Source organism: Enterococcus canintestini (assembly GCF_001885735.1).
In the GTDB taxonomy this organism is placed as follows: domain Bacteria; phylum Bacillota; class Bacilli; order Lactobacillales; family Enterococcaceae; genus Enterococcus_C; species Enterococcus_C canintestini.
The window spans coordinates 1-23,931 of sequence record NZ_JXKG01000021.1; the positions used below are offsets into that span (position 1 = coordinate 1).

The 23,931-nt window shown below is 36.2% G+C and carries 29 protein-coding genes and 1 other RNA gene; 9 read left to right on the forward strand and 21 right to left on the reverse strand.

Annotated elements, in window-relative coordinates; translation table 11 throughout:
• Positions 1-539 precede the first annotated feature (539 nt).
• Positions 540-902, reverse strand: coding sequence for a hypothetical protein (locus tag RU96_RS10585; RefSeq protein ID WP_071865487.1), 363 nt, complete (start codon positions 900-902; stop codon positions 540-542).
• A gap of 62 nt (positions 903-964) precedes the next feature.
• Positions 965-1,345 (reverse strand): CvfD/Ygs/GSP13 family RNA-binding post-transcriptional regulator, encoded by a 381-nt coding sequence (locus RU96_RS10590; protein ID WP_071865488.1) that lies wholly within the window; start codon positions 1,343-1,345, stop codon positions 965-967.
• Between the two features lie 79 nt (positions 1,346-1,424).
• On the opposite strand from RU96_RS10590, the gene RU96_RS10595 reads away from it, so the two are divergent.
• Complete coding sequence (locus RU96_RS10595) at positions 1,425-2,591, forward strand: MalY/PatB family protein (protein ID WP_071865489.1); 1,167 nt, start codon at positions 1,425-1,427, stop codon at positions 2,589-2,591.
• Between the two features lie 148 nt (positions 2,592-2,739).
• Entirely contained in the window at positions 2,740-3,432 is a 693-nt protein-coding gene (locus RU96_RS10600) for a YczE/YyaS/YitT family protein (RefSeq protein ID WP_071865490.1), read from the forward strand.
• Positions 3,433-3,497: 65 nt separating this feature from the next.
• Here RU96_RS10600 and RU96_RS10605 read toward each other — a convergent pair whose 3' ends face one another.
• Complete coding sequence (locus RU96_RS10605; protein WP_071865491.1) at positions 3,498-4,088, reverse strand: peptidylprolyl isomerase; 591 nt, start codon at positions 4,086-4,088, stop codon at positions 3,498-3,500.
• Positions 4,089-4,222: 134 nt separating this feature from the next.
• Between RU96_RS10605 and RU96_RS10610 the strand changes: the two genes are divergently transcribed.
• Positions 4,223-4,699 (forward strand): GNAT family N-acetyltransferase, encoded by a 477-nt coding sequence (locus RU96_RS10610; RefSeq protein ID WP_071865492.1) that lies wholly within the window; start codon positions 4,223-4,225, stop codon positions 4,697-4,699.
• A 113-nt stretch (positions 4,700-4,812) separates the two neighbouring features.
• Positions 4,813-5,784, forward strand: coding sequence for an NAD(P)/FAD-dependent oxidoreductase (locus RU96_RS10615; RefSeq protein WP_071865493.1), 972 nt, complete (start codon positions 4,813-4,815; stop codon positions 5,782-5,784).
• 88 nt (positions 5,785-5,872) lie between these two features.
• Here RU96_RS10615 and RU96_RS10620 read toward each other — a convergent pair whose 3' ends face one another.
• Positions 5,873-6,109, reverse strand: coding sequence for a DUF1450 domain-containing protein (locus tag RU96_RS10620; RefSeq protein WP_071865494.1), 237 nt, complete (start codon positions 6,107-6,109; stop codon positions 5,873-5,875).
• 89 nt (positions 6,110-6,198) lie between these two features.
• Between RU96_RS10620 and RU96_RS10625 the strand changes: the two genes are divergently transcribed.
• On the forward strand, positions 6,199-6,708 hold the full coding sequence (locus tag RU96_RS10625) for a phosphatidylglycerophosphatase A family protein (RefSeq protein WP_071865495.1): 510 nt from the start codon (positions 6,199-6,201) through the stop codon (positions 6,706-6,708).
• A 145-nt stretch (positions 6,709-6,853) separates the two neighbouring features.
• Here the strand turns inward: RU96_RS10625 and RU96_RS10630 are convergent, their stop codons facing one another.
• Genes RU96_RS10630 through RU96_RS10645 form a run of 4 tightly spaced genes read right to left on the reverse strand, consistent with a single transcriptional unit; the run spans position 6,854 to position 10,299 of the window.
• Entirely contained in the window at positions 6,854-7,507 is a 654-nt protein-coding gene (locus RU96_RS10630; protein WP_071865496.1) for a TIGR01906 family membrane protein, read from the reverse strand.
• Positions 7,504-8,271, reverse strand: a complete 768-nt coding sequence (locus RU96_RS10635; protein ID WP_071865497.1) for a TIGR01457 family HAD-type hydrolase — start codon at positions 8,269-8,271, stop codon at positions 7,504-7,506. Before RU96_RS10635 ends, RU96_RS10630 begins: the two co-directional genes overlap by 4 nt.
• Positions 8,271-8,885 (reverse strand): YutD family protein, encoded by a 615-nt coding sequence (locus RU96_RS10640; protein WP_071865498.1) that lies wholly within the window; start codon positions 8,883-8,885, stop codon positions 8,271-8,273. The genes RU96_RS10635 and RU96_RS10640 overlap by 1 nt, the downstream gene beginning before the upstream one ends.
• Positions 8,886-8,919: 34 nt before the next feature.
• On the reverse strand, positions 8,920-10,299 hold the full coding sequence (locus RU96_RS10645) for a bifunctional metallophosphatase/5'-nucleotidase (protein WP_071865499.1): 1,380 nt from the start codon (positions 10,297-10,299) through the stop codon (positions 8,920-8,922).
• A gap of 154 nt (positions 10,300-10,453) precedes the next feature.
• Here RU96_RS10645 and RU96_RS10650 point away from each other — a divergent pair, with 154 nt between their 5' ends.
• Positions 10,454-10,735: a hypothetical protein gene (locus tag RU96_RS10650; protein WP_071865500.1), complete on the forward strand. Its 282-nt coding sequence runs from the start codon at positions 10,454-10,456 to the stop codon at positions 10,733-10,735.
• Between the two features lie 150 nt (positions 10,736-10,885).
• Here the strand turns inward: RU96_RS10650 and RU96_RS10655 are convergent, their stop codons facing one another.
• On the reverse strand, positions 10,886-12,046 hold the full coding sequence (locus RU96_RS10655; protein WP_071865501.1) for an AI-2E family transporter: 1,161 nt from the start codon (positions 12,044-12,046) through the stop codon (positions 10,886-10,888).
• A gap of 217 nt (positions 12,047-12,263) precedes the next feature.
• Between RU96_RS10655 and tadA the strand changes: the two genes are divergently transcribed.
• Together tadA and ffs are read left to right on the forward strand one after the other, a co-directional pair.
• A complete protein-coding gene (tadA, locus tag RU96_RS10660; protein WP_071865502.1) occupies positions 12,264-12,794 on the forward strand; it encodes a tRNA adenosine(34) deaminase TadA in 531 nt (176 codons plus the stop codon).
• 59 nt (positions 12,795-12,853) lie between these two features.
• Positions 12,854-12,940, forward strand: an RNA gene (gene ffs, locus RU96_RS10665) — signal recognition particle sRNA small type.
• A 247-nt stretch (positions 12,941-13,187) separates the two neighbouring features.
• Here the strand turns inward: ffs and RU96_RS10670 are convergent.
• The 9 genes from RU96_RS10670 to RU96_RS10710 form a co-directional block, all read right to left on the reverse strand.
• Positions 13,188-13,523 (reverse strand): hypothetical protein, encoded by a 336-nt coding sequence (locus RU96_RS10670; RefSeq protein WP_071865503.1) that lies wholly within the window; start codon positions 13,521-13,523, stop codon positions 13,188-13,190.
• A gap of 147 nt (positions 13,524-13,670) precedes the next feature.
• On the reverse strand, positions 13,671-15,059 hold the full coding sequence (locus tag RU96_RS10675) for an RsmB/NOP family class I SAM-dependent RNA methyltransferase (RefSeq protein ID WP_071865504.1): 1,389 nt from the start codon (positions 15,057-15,059) through the stop codon (positions 13,671-13,673).
• A 7-nt stretch (positions 15,060-15,066) separates the two neighbouring features.
• Positions 15,067-15,693, reverse strand: coding sequence for a YczE/YyaS/YitT family protein (locus RU96_RS10680; RefSeq protein WP_071865505.1), 627 nt, complete (start codon positions 15,691-15,693; stop codon positions 15,067-15,069).
• 169 nt (positions 15,694-15,862) lie between these two features.
• The gene (locus RU96_RS10685) at positions 15,863-16,573 is read right to left on the reverse strand and encodes a zinc metallopeptidase (RefSeq protein WP_071865506.1); all 711 of its coding nucleotides are present in this window, start codon (positions 16,571-16,573) and stop codon (positions 15,863-15,865) included.
• A 93-nt stretch (positions 16,574-16,666) separates the two neighbouring features.
• Positions 16,667-17,005: a zinc ribbon domain-containing protein YjdM gene (locus RU96_RS10690; protein ID WP_071865507.1), complete on the reverse strand. Its 339-nt coding sequence runs from the start codon at positions 17,003-17,005 to the stop codon at positions 16,667-16,669.
• Between the two features lie 307 nt (positions 17,006-17,312).
• Positions 17,313-17,972, reverse strand: coding sequence for a Crp/Fnr family transcriptional regulator (locus RU96_RS10695; protein ID WP_071865508.1), 660 nt, complete (start codon positions 17,970-17,972; stop codon positions 17,313-17,315).
• 29 nt (positions 17,973-18,001) lie between these two features.
• Entirely contained in the window at positions 18,002-18,529 is a 528-nt protein-coding gene (locus tag RU96_RS10700; protein ID WP_071865509.1) for a ferritin family protein, read from the reverse strand.
• Between the two features lie 3 nt (positions 18,530-18,532).
• Positions 18,533-18,760, reverse strand: a complete 228-nt coding sequence (locus tag RU96_RS10705; protein ID WP_071865510.1) for a heavy-metal-associated domain-containing protein — start codon at positions 18,758-18,760, stop codon at positions 18,533-18,535.
• Between the two features lie 29 nt (positions 18,761-18,789).
• Positions 18,790-20,679 (reverse strand): heavy metal translocating P-type ATPase, encoded by a 1,890-nt coding sequence (locus RU96_RS10710; protein ID WP_071865511.1) that lies wholly within the window; start codon positions 20,677-20,679, stop codon positions 18,790-18,792.
• A gap of 242 nt (positions 20,680-20,921) precedes the next feature.
• On the opposite strand from RU96_RS10710, the gene RU96_RS13075 reads away from it, so the two are divergent.
• The gene (locus tag RU96_RS13075) at positions 20,922-21,080 is read left to right on the forward strand and encodes a hypothetical protein (protein WP_169818352.1); all 159 of its coding nucleotides are present in this window, start codon (positions 20,922-20,924) and stop codon (positions 21,078-21,080) included.
• Between the two features lie 49 nt (positions 21,081-21,129).
• On the opposite strand, the gene RU96_RS10715 is transcribed toward RU96_RS13075, so the two are convergent.
• Genes RU96_RS10715 through lysA form a run of 3 tightly spaced genes read right to left on the reverse strand, consistent with a single transcriptional unit; the run spans position 21,130 to position 23,927 of the window.
• Complete coding sequence (locus RU96_RS10715; RefSeq protein ID WP_071865512.1) at positions 21,130-21,795, reverse strand: HAD family hydrolase; 666 nt, start codon at positions 21,793-21,795, stop codon at positions 21,130-21,132.
• A 27-nt stretch (positions 21,796-21,822) separates the two neighbouring features.
• The gene (gene dapF, locus RU96_RS10720) at positions 21,823-22,626 is read right to left on the reverse strand and encodes a diaminopimelate epimerase (protein WP_071865513.1); all 804 of its coding nucleotides are present in this window, start codon (positions 22,624-22,626) and stop codon (positions 21,823-21,825) included.
• An 11-nt stretch (positions 22,627-22,637) separates the two neighbouring features.
• Complete coding sequence (lysA, locus tag RU96_RS10725; protein WP_071865514.1) at positions 22,638-23,927, reverse strand: diaminopimelate decarboxylase; 1,290 nt, start codon at positions 23,925-23,927, stop codon at positions 22,638-22,640.
• Between the last annotated feature and the right edge of the window lie 4 nt (positions 23,928-23,931).

Sequence of the window (23,931 nt, forward strand, 5' to 3'; positions counted from 1 at the left end):
TCAGTTTTCAAAGGTCTACATCGCTGCTTTTTCAAATGTTTCGGCAACTCTTATATCTTACCAGCTGACGTTTTGATTGTCAACTGTTTTTTCAAAAAAATTTGAAAACTTTTTGAAATGATATTTCATAAAAGTGCTGCTCACTAAGCAACTTCGTTAGTTTAGCAATCATTGTTACAATTGTCAACAACTTTTTTCAAGAATATTTCAAGCTGTTTTCAACTGTGTGACTGCTTCGTCAACGTTGACTAATTTACCACTAATAAAAGATAAGGTCAACCAAAAAGTTTAACAAAAATGGCTTGTCTTTTTAGCCACTTCTCTTTATATTTTCCTTTCATTCGCATTTTTTGATGTTAGTCTTACTATCTTTTGTTTGTTAGCACTTATTAAGGATAAATAGCGAACTAAATTCCAAACAGCGCTCATTTTATCCGTTAAATATTTTTTGTAAAATTATTTTTTCATACCGCTTTTTTGAAAAATATCTTAATTAAGAGTACAAAAAAAGGAGATTTCTACAATCTCCTTTTGCTTTTTTAAAAATAAGGTACACCTTCGATATCATAATGCCTAATGATTTCCCGAAACTTTTGGGGCTCTTCCCACCGAAAATCTTCCGGTAAATCGCCAACTAATTTCTCTTCACTTGTTTCAAAAACAAACAAAGGAACATTTTCTTCTGCAATCTGACCATTTGTTAGTTCCACTAAATCGATTTTTTTCACATCTAGTTTGACACTATCTTTTAATAAACTCAAAATGTTAGCTAAACCAGTGCGTTCGTTTGAAAAATCGGTAGAGGCTAACTCCATTGTATCTCCTACAGCATGAACTAAAAATCGTTTTGAGCCATTTTGTAAATGCAACATTACTGTTCCAGCAACTTTTTTATTAGTCACGATACCACCTCGGCTGTTTTATCTATAATTTATGATAGCACATTTTCAGAAAATATGCATAATTATTTCGCGTGGTTTTCAGAATGTAAATATACTACCGCTTCTTCAATCCATTCTGGTAAAGCCTTTTTTATCGAAGCAAAACCTATTTTTTTATTTTTATTTGTAAAATAGCGTTTTTTATAATTGCGATTGGGAATATAGTTTTTCTCTAACGTTCGTTTAGATAAACTAATTTTTTGTGAATATTCATCAATATCGATAATTTGAACTTTGACAGTTTCGCCGACAGATAAAATGTCGTGAATATTTTTGGTGTAACCAGATTGCACTTCAGAAATATGAATTAGTCCTTGCGTTTTATCATCTAAAGAAACAAAAGCACCATAAGGTTGAATGCCGGTAATTTGACCTTCTAGAATATCGCCGATTTTATAAGACATTTGGTTTCCACTCCTTGTATTATTCATTATACTGTAACTAGAGATAAAAAAGAAGTTTAGAAATTTAGGAGGTCTTTTTATGTCAATTTTTGATCAACACCACGATCGCCATCACACCGATAGCGTGAAATGGGACAGCATTTCACAAACTTACGGAAAAGAAAATTTATTACCACTTTGGATAGCCGATATGGACTTTGCTGCGCCGAGTGCCGTTCAACAGGCGTTATTGGAATATGTAAAACAAGGCATTTACGGCTATACTATGTTTGGTGATGATCTTTATACGGCAATTATCAATTGGCAAAAAAGACGCCATCAGTACGAAATCAAAAAAGAAGAAATCTTATTTTCACCTGGTGTTGTGCCAAGTATTGCCATAAGTATTCAAGCTTTTACAAATCCTAAAGACAGTGTCATGATTCACGATCCCGTCTACCCTCCTTTTGCCAAAATGGTGCAAGAAAATGACAGAAAACTGGTACGGAATTCCCTTAAAGTTGTAGATGATCATTTTGAAATAGATTTTATTACAATGGAAAAGCAAATCATAGCAGAAAAAGTAAAACTTTTTATTCTTTGTAACCCACATAACCCTGGTGGCCGTGTTTGGACAAAGACTGAATTAAAACAACTAGGTGATCTATGTAAAAAACATAACTGTTTAGTGGTCAGTGATGAAATTCACCAAGATTTAATTTTTGCACCTTATCAACATGCAACTTTCCATAATGTAGATGAAACTTTTGCTGACTTTTCTATTATATTGACGGCAGCAACTAAAACTTTCAACTTAGCAGGAATTAAAAACTCGATGATTTTTGTTAAAAACCCACAGTTAAAAGCTGCATTAACAGCCATCCAAGCTAGAAGTGAACAAGATACTATTAACACATTTGGCTTAATTGGTACCAAAGCAGCTTATGAAAGCGGCGAACAGTGGTTAACGGAATTATTAGAATACTTAAATAAAAATAGTGAATTTACTATTTCTTTTCTCCAAAAAAATCTGCCTCAAGTAAAATTTATGCGACCAGAAGGAACCTATCTTTTTTGGTTAGATTTTTCTGCTTACAATTTATCTGATACTGCCCTCAATAAAAAGATGATTGAAGAAGCCGGAGTGGTGCTAAATGGTGGCTTTACATTTGGACCTAATGGTAAACAACATATGCGGCTAAACATAGCCTGTCCAAAAGATACTTTAAAACAAGGCTTAGAACAAATCGCCCAAGCATTTAAATAATCGCAAATATCTGACTGTATCTTTTGATGCAGTCTTTTTTTTCATTACATTTTCTATGAAAATTTGTTACACTAAATCAGGAAAAACAATTGAAAATATCATTTTTTTGTTTTTAGCTATCAAAATTAATTAAAAATGGAGGACAAGAATGCCTGATTTAGTCAAACGTTTCATGCAATACGTGCCAGGAATTTTCATTTTAGCACTGGGCACGGTACTTTTTTCCAGTTGTCAATTAGGTGTAAGTTCTCTGGTTTCAGTCCCATTTACAACTGCCACAATTACTGGTTTCTCATTAGGCAATGCAACAAGTTTAATTTTTGGCTTATTAGCTGTTGTAGAAATTATTTTAGTCAAACGTATGCCGTTAAAAATTTTACTACAGTTACCTTTTTCTTTTCTTTTTGGCGCGGTAGTTGATTTTTATAATGTCACATTAGGACTAGAAAATTTTGTGGTGACCACTCTTATTGGGAAAATATTTCTGTTAGTTGCCGCGATAATTGCAACAAGTGTCGGATCTTTTTTAATGGTAAACTCCAAACTGATTTTAAATCCCCCAGAAGGTCTCGTTGAAATCATCGCCTTAAAAAAAGGCAAACGATTCGGTCAAGTTAAATTTTATTTTGATCTAACGATGATTACAATTGCCTTTTTTGTTGGGATGGTTTTTCTTGGACGTCCAAGCGGCATTGGAATTGGTACTTTAGCTGCACTTTTATGTGTCGGACGATTGATTCATTTGATTGAAGTGAAAACAACGCATCATGAAATAGAAGAAACGATTGAGTATGCAGAATTAATCACTGATGATATTACGAATGAAGTAAAAACCCCTTAAAATAAAAAGGACCTAAACGAGATGATAATTTCTTTTTAAGAAATCGATCTCGTTTAGGTCTTTTTTTAATCAGCTAAAATTTCAACTGTTTCAATTACTACGTCGTGAACAGGTTTATCTTGTGGCCCTCTTTTTACATTAGCAATTTCATCTACCACATCCATACCTTCAACTACATGGCCAAAGACAGTGTGGCGGAAATCTAACCATGGTGTGCCACCTTGTTTATATGCTTCAATGATTTCTGAAGGATAGCCAGCACCTTCTAGTTGCCCTAACATATTACCAGGAACGTTTTGATTATTAACGATAAAGAATTGACTGCCGTTAGTATTCGGACCGGCATTTGCCATCGATAAGGCTCCGCGCACGTTAAATAATTCTTTTGAAAATTCATCTTCAAAAGTACCACCAAAAGAGCTTTCGCCTCCCATACCAGTGCCAGTTGGGTCGCCCCCTTGAATCATGAAATCAGGAATAACACGGTGGAAAATAACGCCATCGTAATAGCCTTTTTTCGCCAATTCTTCAAAGTTTTGAACAGTTTTTGGTGCCAACTCCGGAAATAGTTGCACTAAAATGTTGCCACGGTTCGTTTTAATTAACGCTTTGTGACCTGTTTGGTTTTCTAATGTTAGTTGTGGAAATTCACTCACAATAATTCCTCCTTCAATTAATAGCTTAATTTCATGATAGCAGACTTCGCTTATTTTGCCACGTATTCTTGATTTTATTTTGCAAGATTTGCTATACTAACGGGAAATTTACTAAATTAAGCAGAGGTGTTGATATGTATATTCGTCCAATAAAAAAAACAGATGATGCGCCTTTGGCTAAAATCATCCGCACAAATCTTGAATTTTTCAACTTAGCCATTCCTGGCACAGCTTTTTATGATCCTGAACTTGATCACCTCTCCTTGTATTATGGGAAATCACCCAGACGAAATTATTTTGTCGGAATTGAAAATAATGAACTAGTCGGCGGAATTGGTATCGCAGAATTTCTAATGGACAAAAACATTTGTGAATTGCAAAAACTGTATTTAAAAGATGACGCAAAAGGCAAAGGTTATAGCCACCAATTAATGAATACCGCTTTAAATTTTGCTAAAGAAGCTGGTTACACCGCAGTTTATTTAGAAAGTCACCACCGCTTAACGGCAGCTTTAAAACTTTATCAAAAATATGATTTTAAAATACTGGCAAAACCATTAGCACCAAGCCCTCATAATGCAATGGATCGTTTTTTACTAAAAGAACTTTAAGAAAATATTCCGAGTTAAAGCGCTAAAACGTTTTGATAGAAAAAACCACTCTTTGGCCTTATACTTAGAACTATTGCAAAGTTTCAGCTTCATAAAATTAAGGAGGAAACAAGATGGAAGTGTATGACATCACCATTATTGGTGCAGGTCCGGTAGGTATGTTTGCCGGCTTTTACGCAGGCATGCGCAGCGCCAAAACAAAAATTATCGACAGTTTACCTCAGTTAGGTGGCCAACTATCGACCCTTTATCCGGAAAAAAATATTTATGATATCCCTGGGTATGTTCAAATAAAAGCTAATGATTTAATTCAAGTTTTAGAAAAGCAATTACAAACTTTTCCTCATACGTATTGTTTAGGTGAAGAAGTACGCCATATTGAAAAACAAGACGATCTGATTGTGATTACAACCAATAAAGATACTCATTATACGAAAGCGGCAATTTTAGCTTTAGGAAACGGCTCGTTTCAACCCCGAAAATTAACCGTTTCTGGTGCTGAAACTTTTGAAAATCGGGGAGTGGATTATTACGTCAACGATTTAATGAAATATGCAGGTAAAAAAGTCGCTTTAGCCGGTGGTGGCGATTCAGCGATTGACTGGGCTTTAATGTTAGAACCAATTGCTTCAGAAGTCTATTTGATTCATCGGCGGGATAAGTTTCGCGCTTTAGAACACAGCGTTGAAAAACTTTATCAGTCTACTGTTAACATCATGACACCGTACGTGATTAACGAAGTAACAGGTGAAGATTTTATCAGCGGTCTCACTTTACAGCAGGTGCAAACAAAAGAAAAAATTGCGCTTTCTGTTGACCACTTGTTGGTAAATTATGGTTTTACCTCTAATTTAAATGTTAAAGAGTGGCATTTAGCTGGAACCAGACAAACAATCACAGTGAATTCAGATATGAGTACTTCAATTCCCGGAATTTATGCCTGTGGCGATATTGCCGGTTACGAGGGGAAAGTAAAACTAATCGCAACTGGATTTGGTGAAGCACCTACTGCCGTTAACAATGCCTTGCATTTTATTGATCCTAAAAACCGCACCCAACCTGCTCATAGTACCAGCCTCTTTTAAAAAACTAGATTGAAAAACAAAAAGCGCCAAAAGTTATGCTATTTTTGCTTAAATATAAAGCAAAGTAGCATTTTCTTTTGGAACTTTTTTAAAATTCATCCCATTCCCGAATGGCGCTTTTAACTTTTTCTAATAGTTCAGCTGTCGTATCTGCTATGATAACTTCTCCTTCTACCATTACAAATAATTTTTGCCCACAAAGCTCACACATACTTAAGCAACTGGTAATTAAAAAATCAGCTTTTTCCTTTAACTCTTCATCTTCTAATAGTATATTTCCTTGCCGGCTTAAATTTTGTTCACAAAATTCAATTAAAGGTTTCATGATACCCTCCCTTTTCTTTGCTTCAAGTTGGTAGATAGTATACCATAAAAGAAGAATTAATCTTAAGCCAGAGAATTGGAGTGATATTTATGGTAATTGAAACAAAAACACTAGAAGAAAAAGCCCGCGAGCTACTAAAAAGTCGTGGCGTTACATTAGATGAAATTGGCGAATTGGTTATGTTTTTACAAAAGGATTACATTAAAGACATCACTTTAGAAAAATGTGTTGAAAGTGTTAATAGTGTCTTAACCAAAAGAGAAGTTCACAACGCCATTATCACCGGTATTCAGTTGGATATCTTAGCCGAAGAAGGTAAATTATTAGCCCCCTTGCAAGAAATTGTCGCCGATGACGAAGGGCTTTATGGTATTGATGAAATCTTGGCACTTTCAATTGTCAACGTCTATGGTTCAATTGGCTTTACCAATTACGGTTATATCGATAAAGTAAAACCAGGGATTTTAAAAGAATTAAATAGTCACGATGGCAAACATGTCCATACATTTCTCGATGATATTGTCGGTGCGATTGCCGCTTCTGCTGCTAGTCGTTTAGCCCATCAAAATCCTGGTGATTCACACTACATTACCCAATAACCCTAATTTAATGAAAGCTAACCAGATTCCATCGGCTCTCAAAAAATCTCCAACTATAAGAGATAATTTTAATAAGTTGTTTTCAACTTTTGTAAGATTTCAACTTAGCATCTAAAAAATACTTACAAAAAACCAACGCTCTCACTTAAGGAGCGTTGGTTTTTGGTTTTAAACTATGACGTCCCCATAATACTAGAGCTAAAAAGCACAGTTCTAGTAAAACAAAGGCCAAAATAAAGCAGTGCATAAAAAATTCTTCAGGTAAAACATTAATAATCGGATCTGTCAGCGGATCAAATAACCAATCGTCATTTTGGAAAAATAATTCGTGAAACGTCACAAAAAAACGATCGAAACTTGTCGCCATCAAAAAGCCTAAAATCACCGGTATTCCCATCCCCCATTGAAAGGGACGAATTAAACGCCACAAACTTTGCTGTTTTTTTAACTTAACTAAAAAAACAACTGCCGGAATTATGGTCACCAATAAAACGACGTAATTTAACATAAATAACTTTTTGACATCAATAAAATGTCCGCGTCCGGCAGAAGACATAGGAAAATCTGGCAATGCTAACGTATGGGCAAAAGGATTATTCAAAAAAGCCATCAATTGATCGAAATTTTTCAATAAGGTAGTTTTCCCAACCGTAGTAGCATCCAATATGTTTAAATAATGGATATCAAAGACATATAACGGACGAAAATTAATCGCAATCGTAATCACTAGTGTTATTATCGTTAAAAAAAGACTTAATAATCCCAAACGTCTTTGCCAAGGTACCATCATTTTTTTCATGCATCAAAGTTCCATTCATCCAAAGAATCTAGAACAAAAGTCGGTGCTTTTGGTAATGTGGCGACTTCTTCTTTTTGAGTGAAACCAGATAATACTAACAACGTATCAATGCCATTATTCAAGCCAGAACAGATATCTGTTTCGTAATTATCACCAACCATGATGACGTCTTCTTTTGAAAGACCAATCTGTTCCAATGCTTTATCCATAATAATTGCTTCGGGTTTACCAATAAAAATAGGTTTAGTCTGCGTTGCTGTTTCCACTAATGAAATTAAAGAACCTGCCCCAGGTAATAGACCTCTTTCAGTGGGGATGTTTTTATCAGGATTAGTACCAATAAAGGTTGCACCTTTTTGAATTGCCAAAGTAGCTGTAACAAATTTTTCATACGTAACCTGATTGTCTAAGCCGACTATCACATAATCAGGATTTTCTTCCTCCCAAATAAAGCCGGCCGCTAAGATTAAATCAATTAACCCTGCTTCACCAATAACAAAGACTTTTTTCCCCTTATTATCAGCTTTCATAAAATCAATTGTTGCTAAGCTGGCGGTGTAGATGGTTTTAGGTACTACTTCAATTTGAAACTCATTTTTTAACCGTTGTGCTACGGTTTCAGGGCTACGGGTAGTGTTATTGGTAACAAATAAAAACGGTAATTGCCGTCTTTTTAATTCATCAACAAAACGTTTCCCCGCTGGAATCGGCTCTTGCCCCCGATAAATAGTGCCATCTAAATCAATTAAATATCCTTTGTACATTAATCTTCTCGCTTCCTAATAGTAAAGCTACCTTTTTTGCCTTCTTTTTTAACCGACTTTGTTACAATTTCGGTTTTCGTAGTTGGCTTTTTCTCACTTTTTTTCTTTAAAACCGGTTTGGCTTTTTTCTTTACATCTGTTTTCTTTTCAGCAATATGAGCCGCTGCAGCTTGATTATTGTGATTTTTCTTCCGGCGTTTACGATTTTGTGTTTTTTCGCGTTTATTGCCTACTCGTTGAATTACAAAATAAGCACAGCCAAAATTACAATATTCATATAAATAGTCTTCTAAAGTATCAATGCGTTGTTCCGGTTGCGCTTTTTTATCATCGGCGGTAAAAAAGCCTTTTAAGCGTAATTGCTCATAGCCCCAGTCACCAACAATATAATCATAGCGCGCCAAAACCTCGCTAAAACGTTCGCCTAATTTTTCAGCATCAAAGCCTTCCCGGTGGTCATAAACAAGCTTGTATTGACGTTGTCCGATCATAAAATCCGTCTCACTAATCGGTGTCACAAGCTCACCTTTTTGTGGTTTTGCCACTTCTTGGGTTGCGACTTCTTCTAAAACCGTCGTTAATTCTTCGGTTAGGTCTTTGTTTTCTTTTGTCATCATTTCACCACCTGTTTTTCATTATACCTTGTTTTTATTTCCTTGGATAGTGAGTTTCTAAATACGCACCTAACACACTTCTGATAAATTCTGGAAAGAGAAATTCGTATTTTCCGGCAATTTCAATGGTTGGGAAAAAGGGGACAAACATAAAATGATCAACCGTCGTAAAACTATACTCTTTTTCGTCAATCAGTTTTTCTCCTAACCAGTAAACTTCATGATTTACAGCATCATATAAGATACCATCATACGTAATGACACCAAAAATTTTGCCCCGAAAACCCATACCTAGCATAGGAAAATTCCGTAAAAAGTTACGATTTTTTTCCATTTCCAATACTAAGCGCCGGACATCCGTACCTTTTAATGTTACTTTTAACAAATGCATCGGATGAGGCAAGGTTGTGTGTAGTTGATCTTGATTAACTACCCCTTTTGGCAAAGCCTCTAAAAACAGACCGCTATTTAAAATCGCCACATCCGTTTGGCCTCTTTTGGCGACTGCTTTTAAAGCAGCATCAATCAGGCGGTGCTCGCCATTTAAATCTAATGTTAAGTCATAAGGCAAAACTGCTACTTTTTGCGCTTTTAATAAGTCGTGCCCTTTAGTTAAATAGCCATTAGTTTCTTCATCATCTTCTGGAAAAGCCGTTAGTGTCGCAGTTTCAATCGTTCTGGCTTTTTTAGAAATAATTTTATGATCTTCTAACTCCAGACGTACTTCACCAATATAGTAGCCAAATTTGCCAGCGGCAGCTAATTGAACACCGTTTACTACTTTTCCAGTTGGAAAGAGATGATGGGTATGAGAGCCTAAAATCACATCAATTTCTGGCATTTCACTGGCAATCAGTTGATCATCTTCAATCCCCAAATGACTCATTAAAACTAAGACGTCTACTTTAGGACGCAAGTGCGCAACTAAATTAGGCAAAATTTCCAAAGGATAACGAATATCCCAACCATTGGGACTATAGGTAAGAGGAAATGGCGCAGTAAGAGCAATTAACCCTACTTTTGTTCCTGCTTTTGTTGTGATAATTTTGTATTCTTTGCTCCATTTAGGTGGTTGCAATGTCTTTTTATCAAACAAGTTAGCTAATAACACATCAAAATTGGCTTCATCATAAAGGTGATTTAAATCATATTTTGAATTTCCCACCCCTTCATTATTTCCAATTGTGACAGCATCATAGTGAACTTCATTCATCAAAGTAACGTTAGCTTTCCCATTGGTTGCTTCTGATAGCGGGTGCCAGCGATCGACAAAATCGCCTAAATCCACCGTAATCGCTCCGTGACCTTTTTGGGCTAGTTCCCGTTGCCGTTGTTCTAGGTAACGTCTGATTTTCGGCCAATTTTCCAAATGGGAGTGTAAATCATTCGTATGCATAATGGTAATTTTTTCCATATAGAGGCCTCATTTCTAAAGGTATGTAACTTAACTAAGCTTAGACTAGCACATTTTTTTCACAACGTCTTATTTGAATAATCGGGCTTTAATCTTTTACCCTTAGCCTGCCATTTGCTAAAATAAATTTAGTAGTAAAAAGGAGGCAGAAAAAATGAAACATCCGTTAAAAACAGAATGGGAAAAGCTATTTAGTAAAAAGCACGATTTAACCGAATTAAAAAAAACCAATAAAAATGAACACGGTCACTTTATTACCCCAGACGGCGTTAAAACCGAGGTCTGGGAAAAACATGATGAAGCCGGTCTAAATGAATTAATGACTTCTGATTGGGAATCTTTCTTAGATGGCAATGATGTTTTTAGTGAATTAAGTTTAGAAGAACAAAACGAGTTAAAAGCCAACTCCCCGCGTTATGAAGACTATCACCAATAGTTTTTTTCTGATTAAAGCTACAACTTAACTTTTTATTTTAACTTTTACATCTAAAAAAGATGTGCAAAATTAAAAAATGGATCCTGTAAACAGAGACACTTTTTTCTAGCGTCCTATTTACAGGGTCCATTTTGTTGTCACACCTAATTTTTACTCTTCAAAATCCGTGTCTTCATACTGACCATATTCACCATAAAAGTGATTGTAACGCCGTTTTAATTTGCGGAAGAAATAAATACACAACACTTTAATTACTGCATAAATCGGAATCCCAAAAATCAGACCAAACATCCCCATTAAATCTCCCATCACCAGTAAAACTAATACGATCGTAATGGGATGGACCAACAAGTGTTTGCCCATTACCGCCGGTTCAATCAAATGTCCATTTGCCATTTGAACAATTACCCAAACTAAACACATCTTTATTAGCATGCCAAAAGATGACATTAAAGCAACGATAAACGCTGGAATAAACGCAATAAAAGGTCCAATATAAGGAATAATCGCTGTTACACCTGTTAATAAAGATAATGAACCGGCATAAGGCATGCCAATAATTAAAAAGCCAAGAAAAGTTAATAAACCAATCGCAATACTCACCAATACTTGCCCTTTTAAATAAGCCCCTACTTGTGTATTCATACTGCTAGCAATTGCTTTAGCATCTTTACGAAAACGCGGTGGAATTAATTTTGTGACATAGTGAAAAAATTTGCGGTCATCTTTTAATAGGAAAAACGTGATAATCGGTGCTGTCCCAATAATTAAGACGGTACTGGTAATCGTTGATACAACATTAGAAGCTCCTTTAATCACACCTGATAAGTAATCTGTCACCCGACTTGATAGTCCTTCTGACCAATTTTGGACTTTTTCCATCGTCTGATCCAAGGACTCTTCAAAAGGTGAATTATCAAATAATTTTGTTAACATTTTAATAGTTTTGTCCATATATTCTGGAAAAGATGAAACCAGCGAAAGAACTTGTTTTTGAATAATTGGACTAATCAAGACCACAGCCACCACTGCGAGGCCAATTAGAAGAATAAATAATGCCGCTACACTAATGATCCGTTTAATTCCTTTGCCTTCTAACCAATCGATAATTGGGTCAAATAAGTAGTATAAGACCATCGTTAAAATTAACGGACCACTAATAGCTTTAAAAATAGTTACAAAAGGATCAAATAAGAAATCCAGTTGTGAAAATAGCCATAAAACAGCTCCCAATAATAATAATGCCACTAAAGTAAAAATTAAATTGCGTCCCCCTAAAAAATTAATCCAGCGGGTGGATTTCTTCTCCATTGCCATCACTCCTTACTTTGATTGTAGCGAACTTCAAAAAAGGTGTAAAAGAATACGCCACTTTAAGCTTAAATTAAGTTAACGCCCTTATAGTATTGTCATACCCAATAATTTTTTCATTTCTTCTCCTCTGGTGCCCGGACAAAACTGCCAATTTTGTCCGGGCACTTCTTTTATCTTCAGCAAAAAAATGCTAGAATTTAGCGAGGTGAAAAATGTGGAGAAAAGCAGCACTTTGACACAAGCAGCAAAAGAACACTATATGAAACTTGCTTTAGCACAAGCACAAAAAGCCCAAGCGATTGGTGAAGTGCCAATTGGCGCGATTGTCGTTTTAGACGGCGAAGTAATTGGTTCGGGTTATAATTTAAGAGAACACGACCAAGACGCAACCGCTCATGCCGAGATGTTTGCCATTCGTCAGGCCTGTCAAAATATTGAAAGTTGGCGCTTAGAACAAAGCCAATTATTTGTCACCTTAGAACCTTGCCCTATGTGTAGTGGCGCTATGCAACTTGCCCGCGTTGAAGAAGTCTACTTTGGTGCCTACGATCCAAAAGGAGGCGCAGCCGGTTCACTAATGACAATTTTGACAGATGAACGTTTTAATCACTGGTCTTATGTTGAAGGTGGGATTTTAGCTACGGAGTGCGGTCAAATTTTAACCGATTTTTTCCGCGACTTACGAAAAAAACAAAAAGCTGCCAAAAAAGCCCGTAAATTAGCGCTAAAAGAAGCTGATGAATAATTTTTTTGGAAAAAGACTAGCCAAATCTATTGAAATACGCTATACTAATTCTTGCCGCAAGGCTAGGACAATGGCAGGCTTGTGAATTGTGTCAGATCTGGAAGGAAGCAGCACTAAGCAGGATCTGCCATGTGTCTGATTAAAAAGACGTTAAACGAAACCACGGTTTCGTTTTTTTTATTACAAAAATTATAGTTTTCCCGATAAAAAAGAGGTTGTGACAAAAGCGCCCAGTTTCAAGAAATAAGACGGAATTTCCGAAAATTGTTTTTCAAATTTGGGGGAATTTCGTCTTATTTCCGAAGAAGCTGCTTCTGTCATACCGTTTATTCGGAAAAAGAGGTTGTGACAAGACTTTTGTCACAACCTCTTTTAAAATCAATCATCTTTTTCTTAACCGATTTGGTCGATTAAACCGCTTAGTTTATCTTTTAGGCTTTCTGTTGTTTCTTTTAACGAATCGCCATATACAGAAATTTGTTTGCGGCCGGATTTAATTTTTTTCATAACATTCATCAAAGAGTCCAATTCATCATCTGATAAGTTATCAACAACAGACATTAATTTTTCATTGCCGTCAAACTTATCACCAACAAATCGTTTTACTTTGTAACGGTCTTTTTTATGACGAATTTTATTGATAACAGCATCAGATGCAATTACTGCGGTAGTAATTCCAGCCACTGCTGCAATGCTTAGACCAATCGTCACTTTTGTTTTATTTTTCATCTTTTTTCAGCCCCTATCTATGAACTTTTCTACTCTTTCATCATAGCACAGAGGAAAAAATAGCCAAAATAAAAGGGCTTTTATGCAGTTTAATGATAAAAATTTGTGGTTAATCCGTGCTTTTCACTAACTCTTACTAAAATATTTTTATTCTTTTTCTTCTGGCCCAGGCTCGCCTTTAAAACGCAACCCTTTCGGATAGAAATTTTTGACTAGTCCTTGAACTTGTTTACCAAAGCCCACCGGAATCGCATCGACACACAATAAAACCCAACTATCGTTACCCGGTTTAGTGAAGGTTTCGCCAGCAACATAATGCAGCCAATCTTCGTAATTGATTTGTAAAGTGGGAAAAGCAGGTAGTGTTTTATCTGTTACCGCCATCGCCAAATTAAAACTTGGTTCGATACGTCTTTTTTTGACGACCCCTAACTCCACGCCATTACGTAATACTTTAATACCGGTTAAATCGGGGGCATTTTTAGGAGCTGCCCAGATGTGATCGCCAAACAGTTGAATTGTTGTATTTTCTGGTTGCGGAAATTTGTGTGTAAAATCAGCCACTAAACTGCTGACTTCTTTTGTAAGCCCTACTTTTTTATGTTTTTTCTTTGGCTTAGCCACCGTATTTTCACCTTGAAAGATTAGTTTAGCAACAAAATGACCTTCTCCTTGATTTAAATGTGGCCATAAGCGGACGGCCTTGGCTAAAGCTGGATTCCCATCTCCCCACTCTGGTCGACCTGAAGAAACATTTGTTTGCGCTTGGGGAATTGGCACAATCGTAAACGGATATTCTTTTAATAACCAACTGATAATTTCTTCATTTTCCTCTGGAGCAAATGTACAAGTAGAGTAAACGAGCGTTCCGCCTGTTTTAAGCATTTTTACTGCTGCCGTTAAAATTTCTTTTTGCCGCTTGGCACATTTTAATGGTGTCTGCTCTTGCCACTCACTAAGGGCAACAGGATCTTTACGAAACATACCTTCTCCAGAACACGGTGCATCCACTACAATCCGATCAAAAAAGCCACTAAAATTTTTGACCAATTCAGCAGGGGCATGGTTAGTCACAATCGCATTTGACACTCCCCAACGTTCAATATTTTCAGCTAAAATTTTCGCCCGTTTAGGGAAGATTTCATTAGCAACTAAGAGCCCTTCTCCTTTTAATTGCGTTGCCAATTGCGTCGACTTTCCCCCAGGAGCAGCACATAGGTCTAAAACTTTTTCACCAGGCTGACAATCAGCCGCTGTTGCCACTAACATCGCACTTGGTTCTTGACTATAAACATAACCAGCTTGATGCAACAACGTGCGCCCGCCCACACTACCTAAGTAAGCATTTGGAGCATAAGGAGCTGCAACTTTATTGTGGGGAGCGTATTTTTCAATCATGGCATAAAAATTAGGTTTTAACGGATTGACCCGATACCCTTTTGTAACCTGACCTTTCGTTAAGGCGTCAAAAAAATCACTTGCTTCATCTTTTAATAAATTTTGATATTTTGTATAAAATGCTTTTGGTAATTCCATCTTTCTCCTACCTTTTTGTTAAGGAATTAACAACTGGATGGGTAATTTTTTGGTCAAAAAAACTGATAAACGGCCCAGTTAAAAAGGCACTAATAAAGGTTCCAATTCCAATTGGTCCGCCAAAAATAAAAGCGACAACACTGAAAGTAACATCTTGAATTACACGAATAATGCGGTAAGGTGCCTTGGTTTTATCGACGATGACAGGCGCAATCGCATCATAAGGTGCGTTACCAAGTTCTGCTCCCATATATAAAGAAGCACCAAAACTAAACAACAAAATTCCAATGATTAGAAAAATTAGTTGCATAAAGATTGTTTCTGCGACCCAATTTAAATTAGTAAAAATTTCAGTATAAAAATCAATAAAAAAACCAGCTAATACCATATTGATAACTGTACCGATACCAATGTATTTTCTACCAAAAATAAAAATTAATATCAAAATAATGATATTTACCATCAGTTGATAGACGCCTAATGATAAACCAAACTTTTCCCCTAATGCAATATTTGTGGATGTATATGGATCCAAACCAACTTTTCCCATTCGTAAAGTTGTTGCACCTAAGGCCAGGATCGCCACCCCTACTAGTGCGACAAGTGCACGAATTCCAATTTCTTTTTTATTCATATCCTGCCTCCAGCTCGATTTTTAAACGATAATCGCTTTTCTACTTATTATTTTGTCAAACTTAGCCAAAAAGTGCAATAAAACACATTTAACTTTCTTACACCAAAAAAACAGTTCATTCTTTTACACAAAAAAATACGTAACCAACCTAAGTTGATTACGTACCTCATTAATCTCTGCGATTACCACCAAAAAGTAAAATTAAGCGAAGTAATTGTAAGAAAGTTGCCACAGCCGCAGCTACATATGTCAGTGCCGCAGCAAATAATACTTTTCGTGCCATTGGTAATTCATCTTCCGTTAATAAATTACCATTACTTAAAATTTTTAAAGCCCGTGCTGACGCATTAAATTCAACCGGTAAAGTTACCAATTGGAAAATCAATGCCAGTGAAAAGGCCCAAAGACCAATTGTTACTAACTTGGGTGCACTTAAGAAAAAGCCGATTAAAATAATTGGAAATGCTAAAGTTGAACCAAAGTTTGCCACTGGTACAATAGCCGCCCGCAAACGCAACGGCACATAACTTTTGGCATCTTGTACCGCATGACCACATTCATGAGCCGCAACTGCAATAGCTGCTACTGAAGTTGATTGCGCAGTTGCCTCTGATAGACTCAACATCTTTGTTTGCGAGTTGTAGTTATCTGTTAAATTACCGGCAATTCTTTGGACACCGACATCGTTAATACCTTGATCATTTAAAATATATTGCGCCGCTTGTGTACCGGTAACGTGATTGCGACTTTTTACTTCATCATACTTTCTAAAAGTACTATTTACATAAGCTGAGGCAATTCCTGAAAGCACCAACCCAATAATCACTAAAATCATCGTTGGATCAAAAAAGGGCATAAAGCCATAACCCATTCCATACATAATTGTTTCCTCCCTCACAAAATTAGCTAAACTAACTATGTCTATTTTACCATTTTAGTCATGAAAATAGTGTGAAGAGAATCAGAAAGAAGTTTATAGTTTTTTGACAAATTCTGACTTTAATTTCATTGGTCCAAAACCATCCACTTTACAGTCGATATTATGGTCCCCTTCAACCAAGCGAATATTTTTTACTTTGGTTCCTTGTTTAATCGGATTAGAAGCGCCTTTAACTTTTAAATCTTTAATAACTGTAACATTATCGCCATCTTGTAATAAATTGCCATTGGCGTCTTTAGCAACAACACCTGCTGTTTGTTCTGCTACTTGGTCTGCACTCCATTCATGACCACATTCTGGACAAACAAATAAGCCGCGATCTTCATATGTATACGCTGACCCACATTCTGGACATTTCGGTAATTGTGACATTTTCGTTCTCCTTTAAAATTTTTTCGTAGCTTTTATTTTACCTAAAAAATATGGCTGTGAAAAGGGGCGATTAAAAAGGTAGCCACTGGCTTAAGAAATTTTTATTGTTATTTTTAAAATGGCTAAACCTGCTAAATTAAAAGAGGTTGTGACAAAAGCGACCAGTTTCAAGAAATAAGACGGAATTTCCGAAAATTGTTTTTCAAATTTTGGGGAATTTCGTCTTATTTCCGAAGAAGCTGCTTCTGTCATACCGTTTATTCGGAAATAGAGGTTGTGACAAGACTTTTGTCACAACCTCTATTTCTTATACTTCTTCTAATTTGTCTTGATCTAGTATTTCGACATGATAACCTGTGCGCAAAATTAAGTCCCTCTGTTCCAATAACTTGAATTTACGGGAAAGTGTCTCAGGCGTAGTGCCTAAAAATGTAGCTAGCTCTTTCATCTTCATCGGAATTGTAACCTGATTGGTTTGTGCGACTTTGCTTAAGTCTAATAAATAAAGCGCCAAACGTTCTTCAATTTTTTCAATTGTTAAAAATTGACTTTGCTGTTCAATCTTGGTCATTTTTTTGGCATTAATTTCCAATAATTTAAGACTAAGTTCTGGATAATCCAGTAATAATTGCTTAAAGTCCGCTTGTTTTAACAGGCAGACTGCTGTCTTTTGGAGTGCCTCACTAAATAAATTTTCGTTAACTGCCCCAAAAAGTAAGCTTTCACCTTCATAACCACCCGGCTCTACTACTCGCAACAACTGCTCTTTACCGCTGGCAGATAATTGATACACTTTTAAATTACCACTTGCAACAATCACCAATTGGGCCTTTCCATTAGGTGTAATAACTTGTTCTCCTTTTTCAAATGTATGATGTGTAACCAATTGATTAATTTTTTGTTGATCTTCTTCATCTAAGTGATTAAATAACGGTACCAAACTCACACATAAATGATTACAAGTCATGAAAGCTCCTCCTTTTTTATGGCAATCTACTATTCTTCTACCAACAAGCCTTCTTTTAAATCATGCCCGATAAAACTTTGAAAAAGCCGGCTTTGCGCTTTTAACCAACCATATAACGATTGTAAAAATAAACCTAAGGCAAATTTTTCTTCTTTTTCTGCCAGTTTAATGGCACGTGTGACAAATAAATTTTGAGTATTGAAATCTTTGACAGCTGTAAATAACATTGTCTCAGGTGTTTCATATTTTAATTGTCCACTTTCTTCTAACATCGTATATTGGACAAATTCTGCCGTTGTCGTGGGGATTACCTCTCCTTCATCTAACAACAACTGATTTAAGTGGTCAAATAATTCCTCTTCTTTTGCGATAGTATTTTCAATTTGGCGACTAAAAGCTTTACTATCCCCCTTTAAATAATAATTGGCTTGGCGTAATTTATTTTTTTGAATGATTAAATTGGCTAAAATATGCCCACACATAGCTCCTGCTGTCGGCGTATGGTGATCTTGCTCACTTTGACGCAATTCAGCTTGATATTTTTCTTTTGCATTCATTTTTTACCCTTCCTTTACATTAACTGATTGGACTTCATAGCCTAGTTTTTCGATGATATTTGCTACTTTTTCACTGGTAGTCTGACTAGTATCAATTTCAGTTTTGACTTTACTTGCGTTAAATAATACTCGGACAGTTTTAACTCCGGCTTCTTTTTTTACCGCACTTTCAATTTTTTGTAGACAAGATGGGCAGGTTAACGCTCCTAGTTGAATCACTACTTTTTCCATTATTATCCTTCTTTCTGATTTGGTTGTTTTTATTGTAAGACTTCTTTTTTCTTAAAAAATTGATTACCATCAAGTTTTTTCACTTTATAAGGTATTAAACGCATTCCATTTAAAATTACAACTAAAATACTCAATTCATGTACAAGCATGCCACTGGCCATATATATGTAGCCAAAAATTAACCCGACTAGTAAAAAAACTACTGTAAGTACAGCAATAGCGATATTTTCTTTCATGTTCCAAACCGTTTTTTTCGTTAATGCATAAGCATGAACTAATTTACTAAAGTCTGAATTCATTAAGACCACATCTGAAGTTTCGACAGCTACGTCCGTTCCATTTCCCATTGCAATCCCAATATCTGCTAAGGCAATAGCAGGACTATCATTGACGCCATCCCCAACAAACGCTACTTTGTGGCCCGTTTTTTGTAGTTGTGTAATAAACTCTGCTTTATCTGCTGGTAAAAGTCCGCCATGAATTTCACTCATTCCCAGGTTCTCGCCTACAATCTCAGCTGTTTTTTCATTGTCCCCTGTTAGCATGACGAAATTTTTTATCCCTAGTTTTTTCAACTGTCTTAATGTTGCTTTTGCCTGGGGGCGAACCTGATCTTTAATTCCGACTAGTTGTGCTAATTGTCCATCGACAGCTAAATAAACTAAAGAGTGCGCATTTTCTTGTAAAAGGATTTGATCTTTTAAAGCTATATCCATATTTACTCCAGCTTCTTGCAACAATTTTTCATTGCCGACTAGTATCTGATGCTGCAAAACCTCAGCTTTAATACCACGTCCTTTTAAAACATGCGTATTTTTCACAGGTAAATATTTTTCAAACATTTGGTAATTGACGATGGCTTTTCCTAACGGATGATTCGACTCTTTTTCCACACTAGCAAGTATGCGCAGGTTTTCTTCTTGGTTACCAAAATAATTTTTTAAAGTAGCAACCGTAGTTTTTCCAGTCGTCAAAGTACCCGTTTTATCAAAAACAAAGGTATCCACTTGACTAAACGTATCCAAAATTTCCCCACCTTTTAACAAAATGCCAGATTTTGCTCCATTTCCAATCCCCGCTACATTTGAAACAGGAACACCAATCACTAAAGCACCCGGACAACCTAAAACTAAAATAGTAATCCCCAATGATAAATCACGACTGATAATTCCTACAAACAAGGCCAAAATAAAAACAAATGGCGTATAAAATTTAGCAAAGCGATCAATAAAGCGTTCCGCTTTTGACTTACTATCTTGCGCTTCTTCTACTAACGCAATAATTTTGCCAAAGGTCGTATCTTCACCAACTTTTTGGGCAGTTAAGTGCAAGGTTCCGTTATCCAATAAGGTACCCGCAAAAACAAAATCCCCTTTTGTTTTATGGATAAGCCGTGCTTCTCCGGTGACACTAGCTTCATTTAAATAACCTTCCCCACTGGTAATTACGCCATCGACTGGTACTTGTCCTCCTGTTTTAACAAAAAGTTGCTCTGAAACTTTCACTTGGGCAACAGGAACCTCTTCTACTTTGCCACTGCGAATAACAAAAGCTCTTTTAGGAACCATTTGCGTCAGTGACTTAATCGCTAAGCGCGTTTTTTCTAACGTCTTTTGTTCTAATAAACTGCCAAAGAGAAACAAAAACGTTACTAACGCTGATTCATTAAACTCTCCAATAAAAAAAGCACCTACCACCGCTAAACTAACTAATAAATCAATACTAATCACTTTTACCCGCAAAGCTTGATAAGCTTTAATAAAAATTGGCATCCCCCCCAAAAGAGAAGCTACTATCAGCGCCAGTGTGTAGCCAGCCTTAAAATGAAGGCCACTGCTAATAAACGCTGCAATAATCAGACTGCCACTTATGGCAGTAATCGTGCTTTCTTGATACAAAATCTTTTGTTGCAATTTCATTTTTTTCTCCTCCTAATCATGTGCAAATAAATCGCTAAATCACTTTTATTTTTTCTGCCTTGGCTGACTTTAGTTTAGCGTTTAAACAATTAGGATAAATTGATGATTATCAAGTATTTCTACTTTTTTTAATAAAAATGAAAAAAGATAAGCGTAACCTTTTTATATAACAAATGTTCTTGCTAATATAACAATAACAAACAAATTTATTTTTTCATAAAAAACTATAGGAGTTGATTTTTTTGAAACAAACAAAGACCATAAAAGAGAAACAAGGTAAAACTTTTACCCCCCGCAATGAATTTGAAGCACGCCTGTTCAAACGTTTTGAAAACTACGCTGCTAACCCAGCCACTGCTAAAAATAACACTGTTTTTTCTAAACAAGAACAAACAAAATAAAAAACGTAAAAATCGGCATTTCTGCTGATTTTTACGTTTATTACATATTCTATTTAGCAAATTGTTGGTAAATCGCCTGACACTTAACATAATCCAAATCAGAAAATGTATTCACAACAACATCAGATACTAAATCCAACGTCGGATAATCTGGATTTGCAAAGCCAATTCCCACCATGTTGGCTTTTTTGACCGCAATACTGCCATTAGGGGAATCTTCTATTGCTATACAATTTTTAGGCTTTACCCCTAAACGTTTGGCTGCGAGTAAATAGACATCTGGTGCCGGTTTGGAATGTTCTACCTCTTCTCCACTAGTAATAATGGAAAAGTCAGCGTAAATCCCAATTTCTGTCAATGATTTTTCAATCTCAGTTAAAGGAGATGAAGAAGCTACAGCTAGCTTTGCTCCAGCTGATTTCAACCGTTTTATTAAATCTTGTGCCCCTTTAATTGGTTTAATTCCATCTCTTTTAATTATTTCTTTTCGCCGGTTAATCATTTCTTTGATATAAGTATCGGCAGTTTGGGTTAAACCCAATTCTTTTTTCATCGTTTCCCATGTATACAAATAAGAAGTGCCCATAAATTTACTATGGTAACTGCTGGGGACAATAATTCCTTCGTCTTTTAAAATACTGTCTTTCGCTTCAAAATAGCTATATTCTGAATCAATTAACACGCCATCCATATCAAAAATAATTGCTTCTAACATACGTCACCAATTTCCTTTTGAATTTTATCAAAGCGCTTCTTCACTTAAATTGCCTTCAGCAATCCAAGTCGCTGCACCAGTTAGAAAAAGTTGTTCAGCTTGAACCTCTACTGCTAGCTTACCACCTAATACAGTTAAAGCAATGGGATTTTCAGTAATTTTTTCTACTTGTTTTACTACATACGCCACTGAGGCTGAACCTGTCCCACAAGCGAGTGTAAAATCTTCTACCCCGCGTTCATATGTACGAACAACCACCTCATCTTTGCGATCATAAAAATTAACATTTGCGCCTTTGGGTAATTCATCCCAATAACGTAATTTTTGAGCCAATTCCCGTAAATCATCCAAATCTTTTTTGGCTAAATCAGACATTGGCATCACCAAGTGAGGAATAGCTGGATTACCTAGTTCCACATAATAGACGATTTTACCTTCAAATTCTTTTACTAAAAATTTTGTGACTGGATTTAACTGAACTTTATAGCTCCTTTGACTTAAACGCTGGGCTAAAACTTTCCCCGCCAGCGTTTCAATAACCATATTCTCCGGTGCTAATTTTTTTTCATAGGCATAACGGGCAATACAGCGGGCACCGTTGCCACACATTTCTGCTTCAGAACCATCAGCATTAAAAAAGCGCATGCGAAAGTTACCTCCATTTTGCGCTTCATCCACTGCCATAACCGCATCCGCCCCTAGTGACAAGCGCGGACGACAGGCACCTTTGGCTAAGTCACTTAGCGCAGCTGTACTCATTTTTAGTTCAAGATTATTAACGACAATAAAATCATTGCCGGCTCCTTGCATTTTTACAAAAGGAATTTGCATTACCTCACGCCCTATCTTTTTACTTCATTTTGAATCATTTGCGCATAAGTTTGTCTTTTTACTACAATCTCTGCCTGCCCATCTTTAACAAAAACCACCGCGGGAATAGGTAACTTATTGTAATTGCTAGCCATGGAATAGCCATAAGCACCTGTTGTAAAGGTAGCAAAAATATCACCAGCGCAAACCGCTGGAACGGCTAAATCTTTTGCCAGTAAGTCCGTACTTTCACAGGCTTTTCCTGAAATCGTTACTTCTTGGGTTGGTTTTTCCGCTACCTTATTGGCGATAATTCCAGTGTATTGCGCATCATAAAGGCCCGGACGAATATTATCGGTCATACCACCATCAATGCTGACATATTTTCTTAAACCCGGGAGTTCTTTAATTGCACCAATCGTATGCAAGGTAATTCCCGCTTCTGCTACGATACTACGCCCGGGTTCAATAACGATTTCTGGTTGGACCAAATCATTTTCTAAGCAAAAAGTTTCTGTTAATGCCATCATGGGATCTAAAAAATAGCGATATGGTTTTCGGACATCTTCTTTTTTATAACGAACACCAAAACCGCCACCAAAATTTAATTCCTGAATTTGGTAGTCATAACGTTTTTTCACTTCCAACATTAAATCTAGCGCGACTTGAGTTGCCGCAAGATGGGCACTGTTATCACTTAATTGACTGCCAACGTGAAAATGAAAGCCATAAAATTCTAAATTTTCGGCTTGAAAAACTTTTTCAATTTGCGGATATAAAATAGCTGGCGCTAAAGGAATACCAAACTTGGAATCTTTTTGTCCGGTTGAAATAAAAGCGTGAGTTTTCACATCCACTTCTGGCGTAATGCGAAACATGATTTGTGCTTTTTTACCCAATTTTTGACAAATTTGCTGAATTAAATCTACTTCTTGCAAACTATCTACAATAATACGCCCGACACCATAGTCAATGGCCATTTCCAGCTCAGCTACTGATTTATTGTTGCCATTAAATTCTATTCTCGCTGCGGGAAAGTCAGCGGCGATGGCGGTATACAATTCTCCTCCTGAAACAACATCTAAAGACAGACCCGCCGTATTAATTAGTTGTAACATCGCAATTGTATTAAATGCTTTACTGGCATAAGCCACCCGCGTCTTAGGATATTTATCTAAGAAATCTTCTTTTAAAGCGTGGCATTCTTTTAAGATTAAATTTTCATCGTAAACATATAGTGGCGTTCCGTATTTTTTTGCTAAGCTAACGGTATCACAACCACCCCAATACAAATGGCCATTTTTACTTTGTCCTTGAAACATTTCA